Consider the following 22,795-nt stretch of genomic DNA (forward strand, 5'->3'; position numbering starts at 1 on the left):
GAAAAATCTTTGCCTCCGGCGGGAGTAGTTGAGAAACGAAGAAGGGGCTAGCGCCGCACCTTCAACCCGATCGCGCTGCGCACCAATGTCAACGCCTGATCAGGGCCGACATGAATGGTTTCCGATCTGGTGCCATCGGGCCAGGTCACGCGGATCCCGATCTCGCCCGCGTCGCCCAATCCGAAATGCTGGAACCCCGCCGCACCGCCGGCATGGCCGCCGCCCACCGTGATTTCGCGGAGGTGCCATTTTTCCCGGGCCTCGTCCTGCCCGTGCCCGTGGCCATGTCCGTGACCCGTCTCCACCTCGATCCAGCCTCCGATTGCGTTGCGGTTGGGGCCTGGCTGTTCCAGCGCCAGCGCCAGCCAGCCACCGGTGCCGGGCGTCACGTTCTGCCAGACCTCCAGCGGCGCGCGGCGGTTGACCACGGCGATGTCGAGCCTCCCGTCGCCGTTCAGATCGACCAGCGCGCCGCCGCGGCCGCGGTGCAGGCTGGCGATGCCGGCGCTGTCGCCCGTCTCGGCGAAAGAGCCGTCCGGTTGCTGGATCAGCAGGTTGTTGGGGTCATCCATGGCGGCGTCCGGCATCTGCTCGACATTGCCCTTGGTGATGAAGATATCGTCCAGCCCGTCGTTCTGTACGTCGCCAATGCCGATGTGCCAGCCGGTCGAGGGGCGGCCGTCGCCGCCGGTATAGGGCCGGTGTGCGGTGGTGCCCATGGCATAGGGCACGTCCGCGAACCCGGCGCCGGTCCCGGTCATCTGTTGCAGCCGCTGGTCGCCCATCGAGGACAGGAACACCTCTTGCCTTCCGTCGCGGTCCAGGTCGCGCTGGGCGATGCCCATGCCCCAGAGCCTGTGGCTGATCCAGCCGTCTTCCGGGCCGAGCAAGCGCGGGACGGGCTCCATCGCCCACATCTGCTCCTCGCCTTCCGAGACATAATAATGCCGGTCGTTGCTGAGCCGCAGGTCGGCGCGGCCTTGCCTTGCCCAGTCGCTGAACAGCATCGACAGCGGGCAGAACCCCGGCTCCAGCATCAGGGGCGGGCCGTACCGGTCGCCCTCGGGCCGGTAGAGAAGGTTGGTGTCGCAGGTGCCGAAAGGGCCATTGGGGTTGGTTCGGTCCACATAGTTGCCGAAGGCCAGCGTCGGCAGGCTCTGCCCTGCCTCCCAAGTGGCGGAAAAGGCGGTGGTCCAGCGGTCACCGCTGACAAATCCCAGCCCCTCGAACGGGGCAAAGCTGCAATCCGGTCCGCCGCGCAACAGCTGGTTCGGCCCGACCCGAAGAACCGCCAGGTCCATCTGGTCATCCCCGTCGATATCCAGCGGATAAGCGCCGATCATGCCCGGTTCGGCCAGCACCCCGGGCGTGTCCGCCTCGAACCGCAGGGTATCCCCGTCTGACCGGTTGCGCAGCAGGGTGGCCGGGTTCTCGCCGCCCGCAGCCAGAAGCTCGGGCAGGCTGTCGCCGTCGCAGTCGAACACGGCAAGGCCGCCGCCCACGAAATGTTCCCACCCGCCGGCATAGACATGCTCGGGCACCGGCACCGGCGTGAACGTGGGACCGGCCAGGGCCGGTGCGGCGGTCAGTGCCAGCAACAAGACCTCAGGCCGCATGCTCGTCCAGCCTTTCCAGTGCCATTTCCGACACCTTGTCCAGCGCATAGGCCGCCGCGCCCCGCGCCCACATCAGGTCGCCCCATTTGTGCACCACCACCTCGGGCGGGGCCTTGTCCACCTGCACGATGGATTTGCGCATCGTGTCGATCACCGCATCGGAATAGAGGTGGTCGAACTGCATCTGCTCGCCTGCGAGGATGATCAGTTCGGGGTCGAAGATGTTGACGAGATTGGCCAGCCCCATGGCAAAGATCTGCCCGGCGCGGTCAACAATGCTGCGCGCCGTGGCGTCGCCCGCCCGGGCGGCGTCGAGCAGGTTTTCCACCCGTTTCGCCGGATCGGCATGGGCGTCCTGCCCGCTGACCAGCGTCGCCTCGCGTAACAGCGCGTAATCGGCGACATAGGCCTCCAGGCAGCCGCGCTGGCCGCAGCGGCAGAGCGCGCCGTTCAACTGCACCTTGGTATGGCCGAACTCGGCGCCGCAGCCGCGGGTGCCGCGATAGAGCGCGCCGCCGATCACCATGCCGAGACCCACGCCGCTTTCGATGGTCACGACCAGAAAATCGCTGTGGTCCCGGCCAAGGCCAAAGGTATGTTCGGCCACGGCCACCAGGTTGGCGTCGTTGTCGATGAAACAGGGCACGCCCAGCATTCCTGTCAGCAGCCCTCCCAACTCCACGTTGCGCGCCGACAGCGAGGGCGACCAGTGCACGAACCCGTCGTTGGCCTCGACAATTCCGGCGATACCGATGCCGATGCCCGAGATATCGCCCGGTTCGCGACCGATATGGCCGGCAAGGCGCGATACGGCTTGCCGTATCTCGGCGGCCAGTTCCTCGGGGCTGCTGACCGGGCGACTCAGGTCACATTCCTCGGTCGCCAGTTGCTCGCCTTCGAAATCCAGAAGCACCAGCGACAGCTTGTGATGCGAGATCTTCACGCCGACCACCAGATGCGCGGCACCGCGAATCTTGAGATCCACCCGCGGCCGCCCGCGCCGGGAATCCGGCTCGCCCTCGTCGCGCGAAACCTCCTCGACCAAGCCGTCCGACAGGAACTCGGCGGTGATGGTGGTGACGGTGGCGCGGCTGATCCCGGTCAGGCCCGAGAGTTCGATCCGGGGGATGCGGCCCGCCTTTCGGATCTCGCGCAACAGGGTCCGGCGTCCGTATTCCCTTTGCATTACAGCCATTTGCGCGACACCTCCCAACAGCGGTCCTGCCATCTGTCCCGATCCTAGCCAGCCAGGCAGGCAAGGCCAAGGCCGATCGGAACACTGGCGGCAAGACAAGCCTATCTTATTTAATTTGACTTACAAATTAAAATGACACACGATCGTTGCACCGGCCCCGCCCGAGGCAAGGAATGGCGTGCGGCTGAAAATGACTTTGGGAGGATACAATGAAACTCTATGCAACCGCGTCGGCGGTGATCGTCAGCGCCATGCTGGGAACTGCGGCCTGGGCGGCCGATGTCGTCGTGGGCGTCAGCTGGTCGAACTTCCAGGAGGAGCGCTGGAAGACCGACGAGGCCGCGATCAAGGCCGAGCTTGAGGCCAAGGGCGCCAAGTATATCTCGGCGGATGCGCAAAGCTCGTCGGCCAAGCAACTGTCGGACGTGGAAAGCCTGATCGCGCAGGGCGCGACCGCGCTGATCATCCTGGCGCAGGACGCGCAAGCCATCGGCCCCGCCGTGCAGGCCGCAGCCGACGAGGGGATCCCGGTCGTGGGCTATGACCGCCTGATCGAGGACAGCCGCGCCTTCTACCTGACCTTCGACAACGTCGAAGTGGGCCGGATGCAGGCCCGCGCCGTGTTGGAGGCCGCACCCACCGGCCGCTATGTCATGATCAAGGGTTCGCCCACCGACCCGAACGCCGATTTCCTGCGCGGCGGTCAGCAGGAAGTGCTGCAAGCCGCCATCGACAAGGGTGACATCACCATCGTTGGCGAAGCCTATACCGACGGCTGGCTGCCCGCCAACGCGCAGCGCAACATGGAACAGATCCTCACCGCCACCGACAACGGTGTCGACGCGGTGGTCGCCTCGAACGACGGCACCGCCGGCGGCGTCGTGGCGGCGCTGACCGCGCAAGGCATGGAAGGTATCCCGGTCTCGGGTCAGGATGGCGACCATGCCGCGCTGAACCGGGTGGCCAAGGGCACCCAGACCGTTTCAGTCTGGAAGGACGCCCGCGACCTCGGCCGCGCCGCCGCGCGCATCGCCGTGTCGCTGGCAGAAGGCACCCAGATGAACGCCATCGGCGGCGCCGACGACTGGACCTCGCCGGGCGGCACAAAGATGAGCGCCATGTTCCTCGAACCGCTGCCGATCACCAAGGACAACCTGTCGGTTGTTGTCGATGCCGGCTGGATCACCAAGGAAGCCTTGTGCCAGGGCGTGACCAACGGTCCCGCCCCCTGCAACTGATCCTTTCCCAACACGACCGGTCTCACCCTGCATCGGGGTGAGACCCCCAAAATCGCAGGACATCCCATGACTCATTCCGAGGCGGAGCTGTCCCCGGCACAACCCAGAAAATCCTTTGTACGGACGCTGGAACTGGATCTGCGCCTTCTGGGCATGATCGGGGCCTTTGCGATCCTGTGCATCGGCTTCGACCTGGTGACCGGCGGCCGCTTCCTGACACCGCGCAACATCTTCAACCTGACGATCCAGACCGTTTCGGTCGCGATCATGGCCACCGGCATGGTGTTCGTCATCGTCACCCGCCATATCGACCTGAGCGTCGGCGCGCTGCTGGCCACCTGTTCGGCCGTCATGGCGATGACCCAGACCGAGATCCTGCCCAACATGCTGGGCCTCGGGCTGGGTCATCCGCTGATCCCCTGGGTGACCATCGCCTTCGGCATCCTGGTGGGCACGTTGATCGGCGCCTTTCACGGCTGGCTGGTGGGCTATCTGACCATCCCCGCCTTTATCGTGACGCTCGGCGGGTTGCTGGTCTGGCGCAACGTCGGCTGGTACCTGACCAGCGGCAAGACCATCGGCCCGCTGGACCCGACCTTCATGCAGTTCGGTGGCATCAACGGCACGCTGGGTGCGGGATGGTCCTGGATCGTCGGGCTGCTGGCGCTGGCTGCCGCGCTCTATGGCCTGTGGACCAGCCGCAAGAACAAGATCCGCCACGGCTTCTCGGTCAAACCGCTCTGGGCCGAAGGCGTGCTGGCGGCGCTGATCTCGGCGGCGATCATTGGCTTTGTGGCGATCCTGAACGCCTACGAAGTTCCCGCCGCCCGGTTGAAGCGTGATTTCGAGGCGCAGGGCCTGACCCTGCCCGAAGGCTATACCGAAGCCTATGGCATCCCGATCTCGGTGCTGCTGCTGATCTTCATCGCCGCCGCCATGACCATGCTGGCGCGGCGCACCCGGCTGGGCCGCTACATCTTTGCCACCGGCGGCAACCCCGATGCGGCGGAACTGAGCGGCATCAACACCCGCCTGCTGACGGTCAAGATATTCGCGCTTATGGGCGCGCTCTGCGCCATTTCGGCGGTCGTCGCCTCGGCCCGTCTGACCAACCATTCCAACGACATCGGCACGCTGGACGAATTGCGCGTCATCGCCGCGGCGGTGATCGGCGGCACCGCGCTGTCCGGCGGCTTCGGCACCATTTACGGAGCGATCCTGGGCGCGCTGATCATGCAGTCGCTGCAATCGGGCATGGCCATGGTCGGGGTCGATGCGCCCTTGCAGAACATCGTCGTGGGCGCGGTGCTGGTGCTGGCGGTGCTGATCGACATTGTCTACCGCAAACGGACGGGAGTCGCGTGATGGAACAGCGTACAAAACGGTCAACAGGTGCGTCATGACAGGTACAGAACAGTCAAAACGCGGTACACCTCTGGTCGAGATGCGCGACATCTGCATCTCCTTCGGTGGCGTGCATGCCGTGGATCATGTCAGCGTCGACCTCTATCCGGGCGAGGTCGTGGGCCTTCTGGGTCATAACGGCGCCGGCAAATCGACCCTGATCAAGATCCTCTCGGGCGCCTACCGGATGGACTCGGGCGAGATCCGGATCAACGGCGAAAAGGCCGAGATCCACAACCCCCGCGACGCAAGGCGTTACAATATCGAGACGATATATCAGACACTTGCGCTGGCCGATAACCTCGATGCAAGCTCGAACCTGTTCCTGGGGCGCGAGCTGGTGACGCCCTTCGGGCTGGTCGATGACGACGCGATGGAGGCCGAGACGCGCAAGATCATGGGGCGGCTCAATCCCAACTTCAAGAAGTTCAACGAACCGGTCTCGGCCCTTTCGGGCGGCCAGCGCCAGTCGGTCGCCATCGCTCGCGCGGTCTATTTCGACGCCCGCATCCTGATCATGGACGAACCCACCGCCGCCCTCGGACCCCATGAAACGCAGATGGTGGCCGAGCTGATCGAACAGCTAAAGGCCCAGGGAATAGGGATTTTCCTGATCAGTCACGACATTCATGACGTGATGAAACTCTGTGACCGGGCCAGCGTTATGAAGAACGGCCAGCTGGTCGGGACGGTGGATGTGGACAAGGTCACCGATGACGATCTCTTGGGCATGATCATCCTGGGCAAGCACCCGGGCGCCCAGGCCGAGGCGTGAGCATGGCCGTCCTGGTGGCAGATGTAGGGGGAACCAATACCCGCGTGGCTCTGGCCCAGTCCGGACGACTGTCGCAGCTGGCCCGCTTCGGCAACGATGCCTATGGTTCGTTTTCCGAGGTGCTGTCGGCCTATGCGCGCGGCCACAACCCGCCGGCCTTGCGTGGAATCTGCGTGGCGGTCGCGGGTCCGGTCGCGGCGGGCCGCGCCGAATTGACCAACAGAAACTGGCACTTCGAGGAATCTGGGCTGGCGGCCGCGCTGCCGGGACAGGGGGATATTCCCGCCCGGCTGATCAACGATCTTGTGGCGCTGGGCCATGCGCTGCCGGGGCTCATGGAGGCACAACTCGACGTGATCCGCACAGGTGCCGCGCAGCCCTCGAACGATCAGGCGCTGGTGGCGGGTCTGGGCACCGGCTTCAACGCCTGCCTGCTGAAAGGCGGGGCCGTGGTCGAGGCGGAAATGGGCCATGCCAGCCTGCCGCTTGGCATTGCCGAAGAGTTGCGCGCACAGCTTGGCGATGCGGCGGGGACGTTTCGCACCAACGAGTGCCTGTTCTCGGGCCGGGGTCTGTCGCGGCTGCACCATATCCTGTCCGGGCAGGACAGGCGCGGCCAGGACATACTGGCGGATTACATCGCAGGCGGCGATCCCAGGGCCGCGGCCACGGTTACGATGACCGCGCGGTTGCTTGGTCTTTTCGCGCGTGAACTGGTATTCCAGTACCTGCCGTTTCGCGGCATCCATTTCGCAGGAGGCGCAGCGCGTGGTATCCTCGGTTCTGCGGCACGGGCGGAGTTTCTGTCGTCCTTCGAGGCGGATGGCCGGTTTGCCGATCACCTGGATCGGGTGCCGGTGCGCCTGATCGCCGATGATGCCGCCGCGCTGAGCGGCGCCGCCCGGATGATGGAGGAATGCGCATGACCAAGCCCCTGTTCCGTTGGGGTATCCTGTCGCCCGCCAGAATCGCGCGCGAACACGTTATGCCTGCCATGGCGCGGTCCGAAACCGGCGTGATCCACGCCATCGCCAGCCGCGACGCGGGTCGCGCGCAGGCGCAGGCGGCACGGTTCTCGGCACCGCGCTGGTATGGCGGCTACGATGCGCTCCTCTCCGATCCGGATGTGGACGGGGTCTATATCCCGCTGCCCACGGCGCAGCACGCCGAATGGGCGATCCGCGCGGCGGAGGCCGGAAAACATGTTCTGTGCGAGAAGCCCATCGCGTTGAAGGCGGACCAGATCGACCCGATCATTGCCGCGCGCGATGCATCAGGCCGGGTGGTGTCCGAGGCGTTCATGGTCTGGTATCATCCGCAATGGCGCAAGGTGCGCGAGCTGATTTCGGGTGGCGCCATCGGACGGCTGCGGCAGGTCACGGGAGGGTTTTCCTATCACAACACCGACCCGGACAACATGCGCAACAGGCCCGAACTGGGCGGCGGCGCGCTGCCCGATATCGGTGTCTATCCGGTGGTCACGACGCTCTTGGCAACCGGGGCCGAGATGCAATGGGCCGAGGCGCGGATCGACTATTCACCCGCCTTCGGCACCGATATCTTCGCCCGCGTGGTGATCGGCTGCGGCGGCTTCGACCTGAGTTTCCACGTTGCCACCCAGATGGCGGCCTATCAGTCGATGCGGTTTTTTGGCGAGACCGGCTGGATCGATGTGCCGACCCCGTTCAATGCCGGCCTCTACGGGTTTGACGAGGTCGTGCTGCACGACCAGAAGAACATGACGCGCCAGGTGTTCCGGTTCCCGGGTGTCAACCAGTACGAGGCGCAGGTGGATGCTTTCGTGCGCGCCACCCGAGGGGAGGGCGAGGTATTTCCGTTGGAGATGTCGCGCCGCGTGCAGGAGGTGATCGACGCGATCTATGACGCGGGGGCCAGGCGCGCCTGACGCTTTTGCGGGCATTCCCTGCGTTCAGGTCGTGGCAGCGGGCTTCAGGCGGTTGGCGCGGAGGCGGCGCAGGGGGCTCTGCCCCCTCGGCCCTGACGGGCCTCACCCCCGGAGTATTTGGGACCAGAAAGAAGCGAAACCCGGGGCACGCCAACCAAGGTCAGGATCCTAGCGACCTATGGCATAGGCCTGCATAAGCCGCGGCGTGGCGGCGGCGCGCAAGAGCCCGTCGGAATTGCGGCTGGCTGCAGTCAGACGCCCGACGGTCCAGGGTTCGGCCACCTCGACCGCGTGGCCGCGCCGGCGCAGATCGGTGATGACCGCTTCGCCAAAGGCGGGTTCGATCATCAGGTGGCCCGGCCGCACGGGCCGGGGGTAGAACGACTCCTGGAAATGGCCGGTATGAAACAGCGGCGCGTCGATCGCCTGTTGCAGGTTCATGCCGCCATGCACCAGCCGCAGCAGGTAGATGAGCTGCCACTGGTCCTGCTGGTCGCCCCCCGGCGTGCCAAAGGCCAGCTCGGTCCCGTCCGGCCCCCGCGCCATCGAGGGCGACAGGGTGGTGCGCGGCCTGCGCCCTGGCGTCAGAGAGCCGGGCAACCCCTCGTCCAGCCAGAACATCTGGGCGCGCGTGTTCAGTGGCATACCCAGCCCCGGCACCACCGGCGAGCTTTGCAGCCAGCCGCCCGAGGGCGTGGCGGATACCATGTTGCCCCATCGGTCGATCACGTCGATATGCACCGTATCGCCCCGGCGCTGCGACAGATGCGCCATGGTCGGTTCGCCCGCGCCGGTGCCGCCGCCCGAGACATAGTCTTCGGTCGCATGGCGCAGGGCGGCGTCGGTCCAGGTCTCGAATCCCGCCAGCCGGCCCGGGCGCTGTTCCACCGAGGCCGCATCGCCGATCAGCGCGCGCCGCGCCTCGGCGTATTTCTCCGACAGGAGCGTGCTCATGGGGATGTCGGTGTGATCGGGGTCGCCGTAATAGGCCTCGCGGTCTGCAAAGGCGAGTTTCATTGCCTCGGTGACCAGATGCACGAAATCGGCGCCGCGGAGATCCATCGCGTCGAGATCAAACCCGTCGAGGATCTGCAGCGATTGCAGCAGGGCAGGGCCTTGGGTCCAGGGGCCGCCCTTCCAGACCGTCCAGCCCTTGTACCGGGCCGAAATGGGGGCCTCGTAACTTGCCTGCCAGCCGGCCATGTCCTGACCGGTCAACACCCCCTTGCGGCGACCGCCGGCGGCATCCATGACGCAGGCATCGCGCAGGTAACGGTCGATCGCCTCGGCCACGAAGCCGCGATAGAAGGCGTCGCGTGCCGCCTCGATCTGCGTTTCGCGGCCCGGTTTCGCCTCGGCCTCGGCCAGAAGCCGCGTCCAGGTGTCGGCCAGCGCGGGGTTCTTCATCAATGCGCCGGGTTGCGGTGCGGCACCGCCCGGCAGCCAGGTGTCGTAGGAGGTGGGCCATTCCTCGCGAAAGAACCCGGCCAGCCCGGCGATGGTGGCGGCGACGCGGGGCAGGGTGGGGTGACCTGCGCGAGCATAGTGGATGGCCGGTTCCAGTATATCGCGCAGGGGCAGGCTACCATGGTCCCGCAACATCAGCATCCAGGCGTCGAAGGCGCCGGGTATCACGGTTGCCAATAATCCCGATCCGGGAATGCGCCGCAATCCTTGCGCCCTGTATTGGGCAATGGTGGCGCCCGCGGGCGCCGTGCCCTGGCCGCAGACCATGGTCGGGACCGTGTCGCACGAGGGTTTGATCAACAGCGGCATGTCGCCCAGCGGACCGTTCAGATGCGGCTCGACCACATGCAGCACAAACCCCATCGCCGCCGCGGCGTCGAAGGCATTGCCGCCCTTCTCGAGCAGGCTCATGCCCACCGCAGAGGCGATCCAGTGCGTCGATGTGGCCACGCCGAAGGTGCCGGCGATCTCGGGGCGGGTGGTGAATTCCATCGGATCAGTAGTCCCGTTCGAAGAAGATCCCGACCGAGGTGTCGCCCGCATTGTCCACCGTGCCCTTCAGCGTCAGATTGTCGGTCACGTCGAGGTTCAGGTTCACCTCGGTATCGCCTGACGTGTTGACCGTGAAATCGGTGTAGAGATTTTCTCCCAGATAGGCGCCGGCCCCCAGTTGGGCCCTGCCTTCCGTGTCCGCGCCGACCTCGATCGTATCCGCGCCGGTTGCTTTGCGTACACCCTTGGTGGCGTCTCCGCCTGCCCCCGACAATGTCGCCAGCGAGGCCGCCATCTGTGCAATTACAAATGGCGAAAGCTCGGCAAACTGGTTGCCGAAGAGAAGCATCGCCAGCGCCTCTTCCGAGGGGCGATCGGGGTCTGCGATTACCTTGATCTCCGGTGCGTCCAACGGCCCGATAATCTGAAGCGAGGCCTGCCCTTCCGAGGTGGTGGTGGTCGAAGCGAATTCGACAAATGGCGTCAGGTCGCCTTGCAGGGTGACTATGCCCTTGGTCAGGTTCAGCCGTCTGCTGAAGATGTTGAAATCGCCGCGGATCAGCCCGATCTGACCCGAGGGAACCGGCGCTGCGCTTGTGCCGCCAATGTGGATCCGTCCACCCATTTCGGCGTTCAGCCCGCGCCCGCGTGCGTAGACCCGTCCGGGCGCATCGATCGAGATGTCCAGGGCGATTGCCGAATTGCCGCCGCCGCCATTGCCGGTGTCGACCAGGTTGGCACGCTGGCGTGTTGCAAACACAGCAGCAGGTTCGCGGCTGTGCACGATATCGGGGATCGCTGCCGCCCCGGCGGCGCCCCCGGCGGTGTTGAGGTTGATGTTGGTCTCCCCGACATTGATCTGTCCCGACAGGGAACTGTTTCCGGTCAGCGGCCCAGACAGTGTGATCTGGCCGCCAAGACGGCTGTCGTAAGACAGGTTGTCGGTCATCACCAGATCATTCAGCGCGACAGTGATGCGCCCGTCAAACGGCGGCAACAGAGATACCGGGCCGGACACGGTGAAGCTGCCACCGGCCCGCACACCGCCATTGAGGGAAATCTGCGCCGACTGGTCGGCGATCCTTACCGTTCCTCCGATGCCGGTAATCGTCTGCCCGGCCCCGGGTATCGCCAGCGTCGTGCCTGATGTCGTGATCGTGCCGGTCAGCGCAGCCAGACCCGGCGTGCCTTTCATCGCCACGTCGAACCGGGCCGTTCCGTCGATCTTGTTGGGGGAGAGCGCCTTGTTGGCCACCCCCAGGCTCAACTGACCATTGGTCGTCATGTCGACCAGGCCGCTCGTCTCGTCGAAGCTGCCTGCCACTTCGGCGGTTATCCCCGCCGGGCCCTGCGCCCTCCCGCTGATCGTCCAGACCCCGGCAGAGCGATCCGCCGTGCCACGCGCCGTCAGACTGCCGGGCAGATCCGGCACGAAGCGTTCCAGCCGGGCCAGTTCGGCGTCGAAATTCAGGTCCGCCGTGCCATCGGTGTCGACGGTGCCGTCAAGCCGGGCAAAGGAACTGTCCGGCCCGTTGAGCGACACATCGGTCCGGATGCCCGTCGGAGTGGGAGACACGGTTCCCGCCAGTTTCAGTGGTCCCGAAACGGCGGGGGTGACGCGGGCCAAGTCATCAAGGGCCGCCTTGAAGCGCAATTCGCTGTCGGCCGTCCGGAACGAGCCGCGCGCATCGGCGCTGAGCGCACTGCCCTCCAGCGTGAAGGCCCGGACATCGAGGCCCTCGCCATCGCGCAGACCGTCGAAATGCAGCCGCGTGCGCCCGGCGATCAGCTTGTCGAGCTGTGCTATCCCGGCGCGCAGGTCCGTGGCATCCAGATCGAGGCGCATGTCAAAGGTTTGATCGGCAATCTGTGCCCGACCGTTCAGTTCGGCTTGAACCGATCCGCCCAGATCCCGGCCGGCAAGGCCGGAAAAGACCGCAAGTCGCGGGGCAGAAACTGTGGCCTTGCCATCAACGGCCAGGGCGCCGCTCAGGCCGGTGATCTCGGCCTCGACATCGGCGGTTGCGGCGCGGCTGTCCAGCGTCACCTTGCGCAGGTTCAGACTGTCGCCGTCGCGGCTTGCATCGAAATGCAGGGTCACTGGACCGGCGATCAGCGGGTCGATCTCGGCCATGCCGGTCGACAGGCCGCGCCCGTCCACGTCCAGCACAAGGTCAAAGGTCTCGCCCGTCTGGGTCGCCTTGCCCGTCATCTCGGCCGCGATTGTTCCGGTCAGGTCGCGTCCCGCCAGGGCCGAGAAAGGGGCGAGGTCGGGGGCCTCGACCCGTGCCCGGCCATCGAGAGTGAGTATCCCGTCCGGCTGAGTCACCATCGCCGCCGCCTCGGCCCGGACCGCTGGCGCGTCAAGCCGGAAGTCTCGTACCGTCATGCCGCTGGCATCCCGTACGGCATCCAGGCGGATTGTGCTGCGGCCTGCGATCAGCGGGTCGATCTCGGCCCTGCCGCTGGACAGATCCATACCTTCGGCATCAAGCACGAAATCGAAGGATCCCGACAGCGGTGTGCCCTTTCCGGTCAGTTCGGCATTGACCGAACCGCCCAATGCCTGCCCTGCCAGATCCGAGAAGCGGCTCAGGTCGTCGGCCACGAGCGTGACCTTTCCATCCATGGCAAAGCCCGAAGTAAGCCCGTCGATCACCGCATCCACAGTCGCGGCGAAATCCGCGCCTTTCAGTTCGACGGCACGCAGTGTCATCGACTGCTCGGGTGGCAGGTCGAACTGCCCGTTCAGCGTGATCGCGGTGCCGACGGCACGGTTCAGCGCCGGGTCTGCAAAGATCAGCCCTGCAAGCATCGATTGCAGGTCGCCGCCGATATGGGCGCCTTCGGGTCCGGTGGTCAGCGTGCCTTCGGCGGCGAACCGGGCCCGGCCCAGCCGCAATTCGGGCGTGTCCACCTCGTTGGCGGTCAGGTTCAGCACCCATCCGTCGCCGTTCGCCCTGTCATAAAGCCCGGAAACCTGTGCCGACTCCAGCGTGATGCGCGGACCGGCCACCGGCAGCACCACCCGGTCGCCTTCAGGCGACATGATTCGCCCTTGCACCGCGGCATGCTGCAACAGGCCGCCGGCGGCCATCGCCATTTCGCCCTCGAGCCGCAGCGCCTGCGAGGAGAGGGTGAATTCGTCGAGGTCAAGCGCGCCGTCGGAATGGCTGACCCCGGTCACGAAAAGCCGCGTCTCGGTGCCGAAGAACGGATCGAATTCGGCCTCCAGGAATGGTGTCAGATCACCGCCCAGATCGGCGGTAAAGCCTGTACCGGGCTGCGCCGCGCCGGCTTCCGCCAGGGTTGATTGCAGCCGGACCTGGCCGGCCACCCGCTCGGCCCCTTCGCTGGCGAGTGCGATATCGGCGGTGAAATCGCTCACCGGTCCTTCGCCCGCCGCGGTCAGTTGCAGGGCGGGGGTACCGGGAATGCCAAGGCTGGTGGAAATCAGCCCGCCCGCGTCCTCGGTCACCGCGACGTCGAGCTTGATCTGGCTAGTCTCGTTCGTAAAGCCCGCGACCAGCCGCATCTGATCGCCCCGACGGTCCAGCCGCTCGATATCGAGAGCGCTGTCCAAGGTTCCGTCAGCCAGCGTCAGCTTGCCCAGAACGGACAGATCGGCTGGCATGCCCGCCAGCGCCGCGCCAAGCGCCAGCTTGTCCACCCGGACCTCGCCCAGTTCGATCGCCACCGGCAGTTCCGGCAGCTGGAACGGGGTCGCGGCTGCGTCAGGCAGTTCGGTCTGTTCGGGGCCTGGCAGGGGGGCGCGGTCGATGCGGATTTCCGCCGCCGTCAAAGCGTTGACCGAGAACCGCCCCCGGATCAGTGCCAGCCGGTTCCAATCCAGCGCCGCGTCGCGGATCGTCAACCAGACGCCGTCGTCATCGGCGACCGTGATCTCTTCGATTGTGGCCTTGGCGCTCAGTGCGCCGGACAGGCCGCGCACCCTGATGTTGCGGCCCTCGCCCGACAGCGTGTCCTCGAGGAAATCGACCAGCAGGCCGCCGCTTTCCTCCAGGCTCTGCGCGACGGCATGGCCCGAGGTCGTCAGCATCAGCGTCACGGCAAGGGGATAGGTTACCTGTCTCATCAGAACGCCTGTCCGATCCCGATGTAGAATTGAAGCCCGTCGCCGGTCGAGCCACTGGTCGGATAGGCGAGGTCGAACCGCAACGGCCCGAACCCGCCCAGATCATAACGCACGCCCAGACCTGCACCGGCATGGCTGTCGGATCCTGAACCGACGAAAGCGGACTCGCCGACCATCCCGAAGTCGTAAAAGCCGACCAGCGAGATTTTCTCGGTCACCTTGCCGCGCACTTCGGTGGACAGGCCAAGAAAGGATCGCCCACCGGCCGTATTGGCCCCGACGGGGATGCCCAGGCTTTCATACGGTTGACCGCGAACGGTTCCGGCCCCGCCGGAAAAGAACAGCAACTCCGGCGAGATTTCGGACAGGGACGGACCGAATACCGAGCCGATCTGCAACCGGCCGGCCAGCACAAGTCTGCCATCGGTGCCGAAATCCCAGTAGCCGCGGCCATCGGCCACCAATTGGGCCCCCGACTTGGTGCCGGATATACCGACAAAGGGCAACAGGCCGCCGCTCACATAGAATCCTCGGGTTGCGCTGACCTTGTCGTCCCGCTTGTCCCATTCGAAACTGGTATCCAGACCGAAATAGCGGAACTTGCGCCCGCTTCCGAAAGCGTCGGTCGCATCGCCATAGTTGAGGCCGATCGCCGCCTCTGCATAGAGCTCGTCCGAGAAGGTGCGCCGTGCGCCGACGCCCAGAACCGCGCGGGTGATATCATAATGGGTGCGGTTGCGGCGCTCTGCCTCGCCAATATAGAACATGCTGTCGTCCGGGCCCAGCCGATCAGGGCGCTCCAGACGAAAGCCGATGCGGCCGTCGATATCCTCGGTTCCACCGAGATTGCGCACCGTCGCTTCCAGGCGCAGGCGATCGGCCCGGCCCAGCAGGTTGCGATGAATCCAGACCGCCGACAGGTCCAGCCCCTCCCGCGACGAGAGTTCCGCGCCAAAACTGATCCGGCGTTTCGGCAGGTCTTCGAACGTGGCGTCGAAGTCGAGCGTGCCGTCCGCGTTGGGCGTTTCGCGTTCCGTGATCGACACAAGGTTGAAGGTGCCTGTCCGGCGCAGGCGGGTGCCGACCTTCTGCACATGTGCGGGCGAATATATCTCGCCGGTCGGGAAGCCCGCGATTCGGCGGATCGCGTCGGTCTTCACGTCAGTGTCGCCCTGAATGTGCATCTGGCCAAACCGCAACTGCGGTCCCGGCAGCAGGCGGATCTCGGCGTCCAGTTCTGCCTCGGCGTGGCGCGCACGGATACGCTGATCTCCGACCTCGACCTTTGGGTAGCCCGCATCGCGCCAGCTGGACACCCCACCGCGCACCGTCGTCTGAATAACCCTGGTCGAGGCGGGTTGACCGGCTGCGAATTCGGGCGGGACCAGGCTGCCGGGGGCAATGGGCCCGATCCGGGCCGTTCCGAAGCGGAACGGTGGGCCCGTCTCGACGGTTATCTCGATCCGGTCGATCCGCGGCGGTGTCTGAATCGGGTCGATGCTGGCGGCCTCGCGCCCATCGAGCCGGATGTGAACGATCGGGCTGAAATACCCTTCGCCATACAGGATCTGTACCAGCGTCCGGTAGTCGGCCAGCGCCGAGGACAGGAGTTCCAGCGGTGAATCGAGACCGCGCGCGGGGGCCGACAACGAGGCAGAGCTCTGCTCCAGCCGCTTGGTCAGGGCTTCCGGTGCGCCGGGTGCTGTCAGCGTCGCCTCAAGCGCCGTTGCCAGACCGGGGGCGAACAAGAACCCTGCGGCCGCCAGACCGCGCGACAGGGCACAAAATGCGCCTTTGAATGTCATCAAACCGGCTCCAGACAGCTCTGCCTCAACAGCACGGGCCTTCCCCCAAGGATGACTCGCGAGGTCCTTTGGGGATAACACAGTCCCCTAAGCAAAAGGAACGCAGAAAGCGCCCCCAGCTCCAACGGATGGTAGTGCTGCGGTCAAAACCGGCAATATGCCGCTGTCATTCGGTGGCGGTTCGATACCATGCCACGATGGCGGCCCGGCCCTCGGGCTCCATGAAGGTCACGTTTGCCGGCGGCATGGCATGGCTGACCCCGGCCTGGAGGTAGATCGCCCGCGCATTGCGGGCGATATCGCCTTCGGTTTCCAGCAGCACGCCCTTGGGCGCCCAGAGGATCCCCTCCCAGACCGGCTCTCGGGCGTGGCACATCGAGCAACGTCCCAGAACCACGTCATGCGCCTCGGCAAAGCCAGGCGCGGCGGCAAGACGTTGCTCTTGTGCGGTGAGCGGCGCCGCATCTGCCGCTTCCAGTTGCTGGTGCATCGGCGCGGTCGACAGCCACATGATGGCTATGAACAGCAGGGCTGTCACCAGCCAGGTCCAGGTCGGGTTGCCGGTGCGGGCATGGAGCGAGTTGAAATAGTGCCGGATCGTCACCCCCATCAGGAACACCAGCGCCGCGATGATCCAGTTGTACTGGGTGGCAAAAGCCAGCGGGTAGTGGTTCGACAGCATCAGGAACAGCACCGGCAGCGTCAGGTAGTTGTTATGGGTCGAACGCAGCTTGGCGATCTTGCCGTATTTCGGATCGGGCGCGCGCCCGGCCCTCAGGTCGGCCACCACGATCTTCTGGTTGGGGATGATGATGAAGAAGACGTTGGCGCTCATGATCGTGGCGGTGAAGGCGCCCAGATGCAGCATCATCGCGCGGCCGGTGAACACCTGGTTCAACGCCCAGCCCATGACGACCAGCAAACCAAAGAGCAGCACCATCAACAGCGTCGGGCGCTCGGCCAGGCCGGATTTGCAGAGCCGGTCGTAGACCAGCCAGCCGATCGACAGCGTCGCCGCCGAGATCAGGATGCCCTGCCAAAGGGCCAGCTCCGCCTTGGACTGGTCGATCAGATACAGCTCGCCCCCCGCCCAGTAGACGATCATCAAGAGCGCAAAGCCGCTGAGCCAGGTCGAATAGCTTTCCCATTTGAACCAGGTCAGATGTTCCGGCATCCGCTCGGGCGCCACCAGGAACTTGCGGATGTGATAGAATCCGCCGCCATGCACCTGCCATTCCTCGCCATGCGCGCCGGGCGGCAGGTCGTCCGCCTTGCGCAACCCGAGGTCCAGCGCGATGAAGTAGAAGGATGATCCGATCCAGGCGATGGCGGTGATCACGTGCAGCCAGCGCACGCCAAAGGCCAGCCAATCCCAGAACACGGCAAGATCATACATGGGTCGGTCTCCGATCTGTTTGCGCCAGACTATGCAAGAGCAGTTTTTTCCGGTATTCCAGCATATTGCCAAGCTGTATCAAAAATTCCGGAACAATGTCCTATCTCGACAATATCCGAACCTTCGTGCGGGTCTATGATCTGGGCAGCATGTCCGCCGCCGGGCGCGACCTGCGGATTTCGCCCGCAGTGACTTCGGCCCGGATTTCGCAGCTCGAAGAGCATCTGAACGTGCGCCTGTTCCAGCGCACCACCCGCAACCTGACGCCCACCGAACAGGGCCGGGCCTTCTATCCCGGCGCGGTGGCGGTACTGGAAGCCGTGGACGAGGCCGAGGCGCAGGTCATGCACCTGACCGAGACGCCGCGCGGCGCCATATATGTCGCGGCCCCGCTGGGGCTGGGCCGTCGGTTGCTGGCCCCGAACGTGCCGGAATTCCTGGCACAGTATCCCGAGATCGACATCCGACTGCGGCTGACCGACCGCAGCGTGGACCTGACGACCGAAGGGCTGGACCTTGCGTTCTTCCTGGGCCAGCCCGAGGACAGCAACCTGCGCATCCGCAAGATCGCCGATTGCCGCCGGGTGCTGTGTGCGGCGCCCGACTATGTCGCGCGTCGCGGCCTGCCCCTGAATGGGCAGGCGCTGATCGACCAGCGTCACGATTGCCTGAACCTGCGCTTTCCCGGGGCGACCGAGTTCCAGTGGCTGCTGCAGACCCCGGACGGGCCGCGGCGCTTTGCCGTCTCGGGCCGTTACGAATGCGACGATGGCGATGTGCTGACCGACTGGGCTCTGTCGGGGCAGGGCATCGCGCTGAAACCCGTGTTCGAGGTCGCCGGGCATCTCAAGGACGGTCGCCTGGTCCCGGTGGCGCATGAGACGCCGCCGGTGCCGGTGCAGATGGCGTGCCTCTACACGCATCGCCGGCATCAGGACCCCAAGACCCGCCTGTTCATGGAGTTCATGACGGAACGGATCGGGCGGGCGGTGAAATCGGCCGAGGCGGGCGCGTCCTGACAAGGGGATCCTCCCGATCCCGGATCGCCACCCTGGCGGGTGACGCCCGGTGTTGTGCCCGGCGCCGGACCTGCTCTCCGGCAGGGTCGTTTCCTGGCGCAACCACCGGTTTCATTGAAACCGCGTCGCGCCCCGGCGCGGCGCCCGGCCCAACCGGAGGAGGGCATCTTTGATGCCTGAACGACGGGCGGGAGCGCCTCCGCTTGCCCTCAGCTGCCGCGATAGGTCGAATAACCGAAAGGCGACAACAGCAAGGGCACATGATAATGCGCCTCTCCGTCCGTGATCCCGAACCGGATCGGCACCACGTCGAGGAACAGGGGTTCGTCCCCCGACTGGCCGCTCGCGCGCAGGTAGTCGCCCGCCGCGAACTCAAGCTCGTAGACCCCCGGCACGAAATCGCCCTTGGGCAGGATCGGGCCGTCGGTGCGCCCGTCGACGTTCGTACGCATCTCGGCCAGTTTGCGCCGCTCGCTGCCATCCAACCTGTACAGTGTGATGTTCAACCCTTCGGCTGGGCACCCGCGGGCCGTGTCCAGTACATGAGTGGTCAGATATCCGTTCATCTCGGCCTCCTTGCTAACGCCGCCAGATTCCACGGCATCCCCCCTCTATGCAAATCCTGTTCGCCAGAGGCTGTTTCTGTTCCTTTTTGAAGATCACCGGCGATAATCCCTTGCAAACACGAGAAACAATGGATTGCGGGAAACTGGAAGCACGCTAATCTGGGTCTGTCTTGGTGCGACCGTTATTTGGTCAAGCGCCCAGGAATTATTTGAATTTAATTCGTGACGAGGGGAACTCGCAAGTGAACAACCTGACTGACATTCTGAGCCTTGAAACTTGGACCCAATATTTGAGCGGGCTGATGGCCTTCTCGGGAAACACCAGTCTGATCAATAACTTCAACTGGTCCGAGATTTCGAGCCTGACGGTAGGGCAATATCTGAACCTGATCGATCTCGCCGAGAATTTCCTCAACACGTTCGATTGGGGATTCCTGTCGGCGCAACTGCCTGTGATCCGTTCGCTTCTGGCGGGGAACGGCCTTTCGACTACGCAGATCGACCTGGCGATCGGAGTTCTTCAGGATTTCATCAATGGCGATACCTCGCTTATCACGGATGGTTTCAACTTCATCCGCCAGCAATTCGCCAATGTTCCGTTGGACACCCCGTTGCTCGATGCAATCGCGGGCAACTTCAACCCGGGCAATACGCCCAGTGCCGGTGCCGACCAACTGGACGGCGACGCAGGTGGCAACTTCATCAACGCGCAGGCCGGTAACGATACCGTCAACGGCGCCGGAGGCAATGACACGCTGCTTGGCGGCGATGGCAATGACAGCCTGAATGGCGGGGTTGGCAACGATGTCGCCTATGGTGGAAGTGGGCAGGACACCTTGATCGGTGGAGATGGGGCTGACCTGTTGGGCGGTGGTCCCGACAACGACCGGATCGAAGGCGGTGGCGGCAACGATCTCCTGTTCGGTGCGGGCGGCAACGATACGGTTCTGGGGGGCGACGGAGACGATGTCCTCGGCGGCGCCGGTGGCGACGATTCGCTTGATGGCGGCAACGGGAATGACGGTGTCTGGGGCTCTGACGGCAACGACACGCTTGCAGGCGGCGCCGGAGCCGACACACTGGGTGGAGCATCCGGCAATGACAGTCTTTCCGGCGGTGCGGACAATGACGATATCTGGGGAGCGGCCGGCGACGACACCGCTTCGGGGGGCATTGGCGATGATCTGTTGGGCGGATCGATCGGCAATGACAGCCTGTCCGGCGACGAAGGCAACGACGAGATCTGGGGGGCGGCCGGCAACGATACGCTGGCCGGCGGCGATGGCAATGACCAGATTGGCGGTGGCTCGGACGACGACCAGATCAGCGGAGGCAGTGGAAACGATCAGCTCTTCGGTGGCAGCGGCAACGACCAGATCTTTGGCGGCAGCGGCAGTGACACGATCTTTGGCGCGGCAGGGGCCGACACGATCAATGGCGGTGAAGGAGACGATGACATTTGGGGCGGCCCCGGTGGCGACCAGTTCGCATTTTCACCGGGCAACGACACAGTACATTTCTTCGCGGGTGCAGACGACGTAATCGACCTGACAACCACGGCGCAGATCATCAGCTTCACCGATCTGGTCGACAACCACCTGACCGAGGTTGGCGGAAGCGCGGTGATCAGTGACGGGCTGGGCAATTCGATGACACTGGTCAACGTCTCTTTGGCCTCGCTCGTCGCGGATGACTTCATCTTCTGAGCGCCGCTGGCCTGCTGTGCACAGCGGGCATCGCGACCAAGTCAAGCTGCCGGCCCCGCTGCGAATGTGGGGCCGGTATTTTTCATTTCCGAAAACTGCGTCAAATTGCATTTGATAAAGGGTCGCGATTTTCTGCGCTATTGAGGAAGTCATACACCCGGAAACTTGCAGGACCTTGCCCATGACAGCCCCCCGCTACCCGCGCGACATGATCGGTTACGGAGCGACACCTCCAAAGGCGAACTGGCCGGGCGGTGCCCGTATAGCGGTGCAGATGGTGCTGAATTACGAGGAGGGTGGCGAAAACAACATCCTGCATGGCGACGCCGCGTCCGAAGCCTTTCTGTCCGAGATCGTCGGCGCCGCGCAATGGCCGGGTCAGCGCCACTGGAACATGGAGTCCATTTACGAATACGGCGCGCGCGCCGGGTTCTGGCGGCTGCACCGGCTGATGAAGGACCTCCCCGTAACCGTTTATGGTGTAGCCACTGCGCTTGCCCGCTCGCCGGATCAGGTGGCGGCGATGAAATCGGCCGGCTGGGAGATCGCCAGCCACGGGCTGAAATGGGTCGAACACAAGGACATGCCCGAGGAGGAAGAGCGCGCCCAGATTGCCGAGGCGATCCGCCTGCATGCAGAGGTCACGGGCAGCCGCCCGCGCGGCTGGTATACCGGGCGCTGCTCTATGAACACGGTGCGCCTCGCCGCCGAGGCGGGGATGGATTACATCGCCGACACCTATGACGACGATCTGCCCTACTGGAAGCGGATCGGCGGGCGCGACCAACTGATCGTGCCCTATACGCTTGATTGCAACGACATGCGCTTTGCCACGCCGCAGGGGTTCAACTCGGGCGATCAGTTCTATGCCTATCTCAAGGACAGCTTCGACGCGCTCTATGCCGAAGGGGCAGAGGGCGCACCCAAGATGATGTCCATCGGCCTGCATTGCCGGCTTATCGGGCGTCCGGGCCGGGTGATGGCGCTGAAACGCTTCCTCGACTATGCGCGCGGACACGCGGACGTATGGTTCGCCACCCGCCTGCAAATCGCCGAGCACTGGGCGCGGGAACACCCGCCCGTGGACCGGGTGCGCCCGTCGGAAATGGACAGCGCCGATTTCGTGGCGGCCTATGGCGGCATATTCGAGCATTCCCCCTGGATCGCCGAACGTGCCCATGATTTGGAACTCGGCCCCGCCCATGACACGGCGGGCGGGCTGCACAACGCGCTTTGTCGCATGTTCCGCTCGGCCAGCACCGAAGAGCGTATGGGCGTACTGACCGCCCACCCGGACCTGGCGGGCAAGCTGGCGCAGGCCAGGCGGCTGACGGCGGAAAGCACCTCGGAACAGGCATCGGCCGGGCTGGATGCATTGACGGACGAGGAACGCGCCACCTTTACCCAGCTCAATACGGACTACGTCGCGCGCTTCGGCTTTCCCTTCATCATCGCGGTGCGCGACCATGACAAGGCGTCGATCCTCGCCGCCTTCCGCCGCCGCATCGACAATGACCGCGAGACGGAATTCGCCGAGGCCTGCCGGCAGGTCGAACGCATCGCTGAATTCCGCCTGCGCGATGTGCTTCCGTCATGAACCGCCGGATCCTTACAGAGCCGATCACGGTGGAGGCTTTCGCCCCTTTCGGGGATCTTCTCGATATCGCGGGTGAACCCGACAGGATCATCAACCAGGGGCAATGCGGGCGCTATCACGATCGCGCGCGGCTCGATTTCTTCGAGGGCCGTGCGGGGATCAGCCTGTTCGACGCCAATCCGCGTGCGCTGCCCTATACACTCGACATGGTCGAACGCCACCCGGATGGCAGTCAGGCCTTCATCCCGATGAGCCACCAACCCTTTCTGGTGATCGTGGCGCCGGACGAGGGCGGCCGCCCCGGCAGGCCGCGCGCCTTTGTCACCGAAGCGGGGCAAGCGGTGAACTATCACCGCGGCACCTGGCACGGGGTGCTGACGCCGCTGGCCGCGCCCGGCCTGTTCGCGGTGGTCGACCGCATCGGCCCCGGCGCCAATCTCGAGGAATTCTGGTTCGACGATCCGTATGAGGTGGTCGCCGGATAGATGAAGCCGCCCGCACAAGAAGAGGCGGCAAG

General features: G+C 65.0%; 16 protein-coding genes. 9 read left to right on the plus strand and 7 right to left on the minus strand.

The window, feature by feature from the left end; genetic code table 11:
• Window positions 1-47: 47 nt before the first annotated feature.
• Both BLT75_RS10255 and BLT75_RS10260 read right to left on the minus strand, forming a co-directional pair.
• Entirely contained in the window at window positions 48-1,616 is a 1,569-nt protein-coding gene (locus BLT75_RS10255) for a CRTAC1 family protein (protein WP_093030648.1), read from the minus strand.
• Window positions 1,606-2,844, minus strand: a complete 1,239-nt coding sequence (locus BLT75_RS10260) for an ROK family transcriptional regulator (RefSeq protein ID WP_245706467.1) — start codon at window positions 2,842-2,844, stop codon at window positions 1,606-1,608. Before BLT75_RS10260 ends, BLT75_RS10255 begins: the two co-directional genes overlap by 11 nt.
• Window positions 2,845-3,020: 176 nt before the next feature.
• Between BLT75_RS10260 and xylF the strand changes: the two genes are divergently transcribed.
• The 5 genes from xylF (at window position 3,021) to BLT75_RS10285 (ending at window position 8,134) form a co-directional block, all read left to right on the plus strand.
• On the plus strand, window positions 3,021-4,049 hold the full coding sequence (gene xylF / locus BLT75_RS10265) for a D-xylose ABC transporter substrate-binding protein (protein WP_093030651.1): 1,029 nt from the start codon (window positions 3,021-3,023) through the stop codon (window positions 4,047-4,049).
• A 66-nt stretch (window positions 4,050-4,115) separates the two neighbouring features.
• Window positions 4,116-5,414 (plus strand): sugar ABC transporter permease, encoded by a 1,299-nt coding sequence (locus BLT75_RS10270; RefSeq protein WP_093030654.1) that lies wholly within the window; start codon window positions 4,116-4,118, stop codon window positions 5,412-5,414.
• Between the two features lie 34 nt (window positions 5,415-5,448).
• Window positions 5,449-6,228 carry an ATP-binding cassette domain-containing protein gene (locus tag BLT75_RS10275; protein WP_093030657.1) on the plus strand — a complete coding sequence of 260 codons (780 nt, stop codon included), beginning with the start codon at window positions 5,449-5,451 and terminating at the stop codon, window positions 6,226-6,228.
• A 2-nt stretch (window positions 6,229-6,230) separates the two neighbouring features.
• Entirely contained in the window at window positions 6,231-7,154 is a 924-nt protein-coding gene (locus tag BLT75_RS10280; protein WP_093030660.1) for a glucokinase, read from the plus strand.
• A complete protein-coding gene (locus BLT75_RS10285) occupies window positions 7,151-8,134 on the plus strand; it encodes a Gfo/Idh/MocA family protein (protein ID WP_245706469.1) in 984 nt (327 codons plus the stop codon). The genes BLT75_RS10280 and BLT75_RS10285 overlap by 4 nt, the downstream gene beginning before the upstream one ends.
• Before the next feature lie 168 nt (window positions 8,135-8,302).
• Here BLT75_RS10285 and BLT75_RS10290 read toward each other — a convergent pair whose 3' ends face one another.
• The 4 genes from BLT75_RS10290 to BLT75_RS10305 form a co-directional block, all read right to left on the minus strand.
• A complete protein-coding gene (locus BLT75_RS10290; protein WP_093030663.1) occupies window positions 8,303-10,093 on the minus strand; it encodes a gamma-glutamyltransferase family protein in 1,791 nt (596 codons plus the stop codon).
• 4 nt (window positions 10,094-10,097) lie between these two features.
• Complete coding sequence (locus BLT75_RS10295; protein ID WP_093030666.1) at window positions 10,098-14,189, minus strand: translocation/assembly module TamB domain-containing protein; 4,092 nt, start codon at window positions 14,187-14,189, stop codon at window positions 10,098-10,100.
• Window positions 14,189-15,994: an autotransporter assembly complex protein TamA gene (locus BLT75_RS10300; protein ID WP_093030669.1), complete on the minus strand. Its 1,806-nt coding sequence runs from the start codon at window positions 15,992-15,994 to the stop codon at window positions 14,189-14,191. The genes BLT75_RS10295 and BLT75_RS10300 overlap by 1 nt, the downstream gene beginning before the upstream one ends.
• A 166-nt stretch (window positions 15,995-16,160) precedes the next feature.
• Window positions 16,161-17,390: a urate hydroxylase PuuD gene (locus BLT75_RS10305; protein ID WP_093030672.1), complete on the minus strand. Its 1,230-nt coding sequence runs from the start codon at window positions 17,388-17,390 to the stop codon at window positions 16,161-16,163.
• A 95-nt stretch (window positions 17,391-17,485) separates the two neighbouring features.
• Here BLT75_RS10305 and BLT75_RS10310 point away from each other — a divergent pair, with 95 nt between their 5' ends.
• Window positions 17,486-18,409, plus strand: coding sequence for a LysR family transcriptional regulator (locus tag BLT75_RS10310; protein WP_093030675.1), 924 nt, complete (start codon window positions 17,486-17,488; stop codon window positions 18,407-18,409).
• 209 nt (window positions 18,410-18,618) lie between these two features.
• On the opposite strand, the gene uraH is transcribed toward BLT75_RS10310, so the two are convergent.
• On the minus strand, window positions 18,619-18,975 hold the full coding sequence (uraH, locus tag BLT75_RS10315; protein ID WP_093031120.1) for a hydroxyisourate hydrolase: 357 nt from the start codon (window positions 18,973-18,975) through the stop codon (window positions 18,619-18,621).
• A 242-nt stretch (window positions 18,976-19,217) separates the two neighbouring features.
• Between uraH and BLT75_RS24065 the strand changes: the two genes are divergently transcribed.
• The 3 genes from BLT75_RS24065 to BLT75_RS10335 all read left to right on the plus strand — a co-directional run bounded on the left by BLT75_RS24065 (window position 19,218) and on the right by BLT75_RS10335 (window position 22,763).
• Window positions 19,218-20,681 carry a calcium-binding protein gene (locus BLT75_RS24065; protein WP_143028541.1) on the plus strand — a complete coding sequence of 488 codons (1,464 nt, stop codon included), beginning with the start codon at window positions 19,218-19,220 and terminating at the stop codon, window positions 20,679-20,681.
• Window positions 20,682-20,862: 181 nt separating this feature from the next.
• The gene (gene puuE / locus BLT75_RS10330; protein WP_093030685.1) at window positions 20,863-22,278 is read left to right on the plus strand and encodes an allantoinase PuuE; all 1,416 of its coding nucleotides are present in this window, start codon (window positions 20,863-20,865) and stop codon (window positions 22,276-22,278) included.
• Window positions 22,275-22,763, plus strand: coding sequence for an ureidoglycolate lyase (locus BLT75_RS10335; protein ID WP_093030688.1), 489 nt, complete (start codon window positions 22,275-22,277; stop codon window positions 22,761-22,763). Before puuE ends, BLT75_RS10335 begins: the two co-directional genes overlap by 4 nt.
• The last annotated feature ends 32 nt before the right edge of the window (window positions 22,764-22,795 follow it).

Source organism: Ruegeria marina, assembly GCF_900101475.1.
In the GTDB taxonomy this organism is placed as follows: Bacteria; Pseudomonadota; Alphaproteobacteria; order Rhodobacterales; family Rhodobacteraceae; genus Ruegeria_B; species Ruegeria_B marina.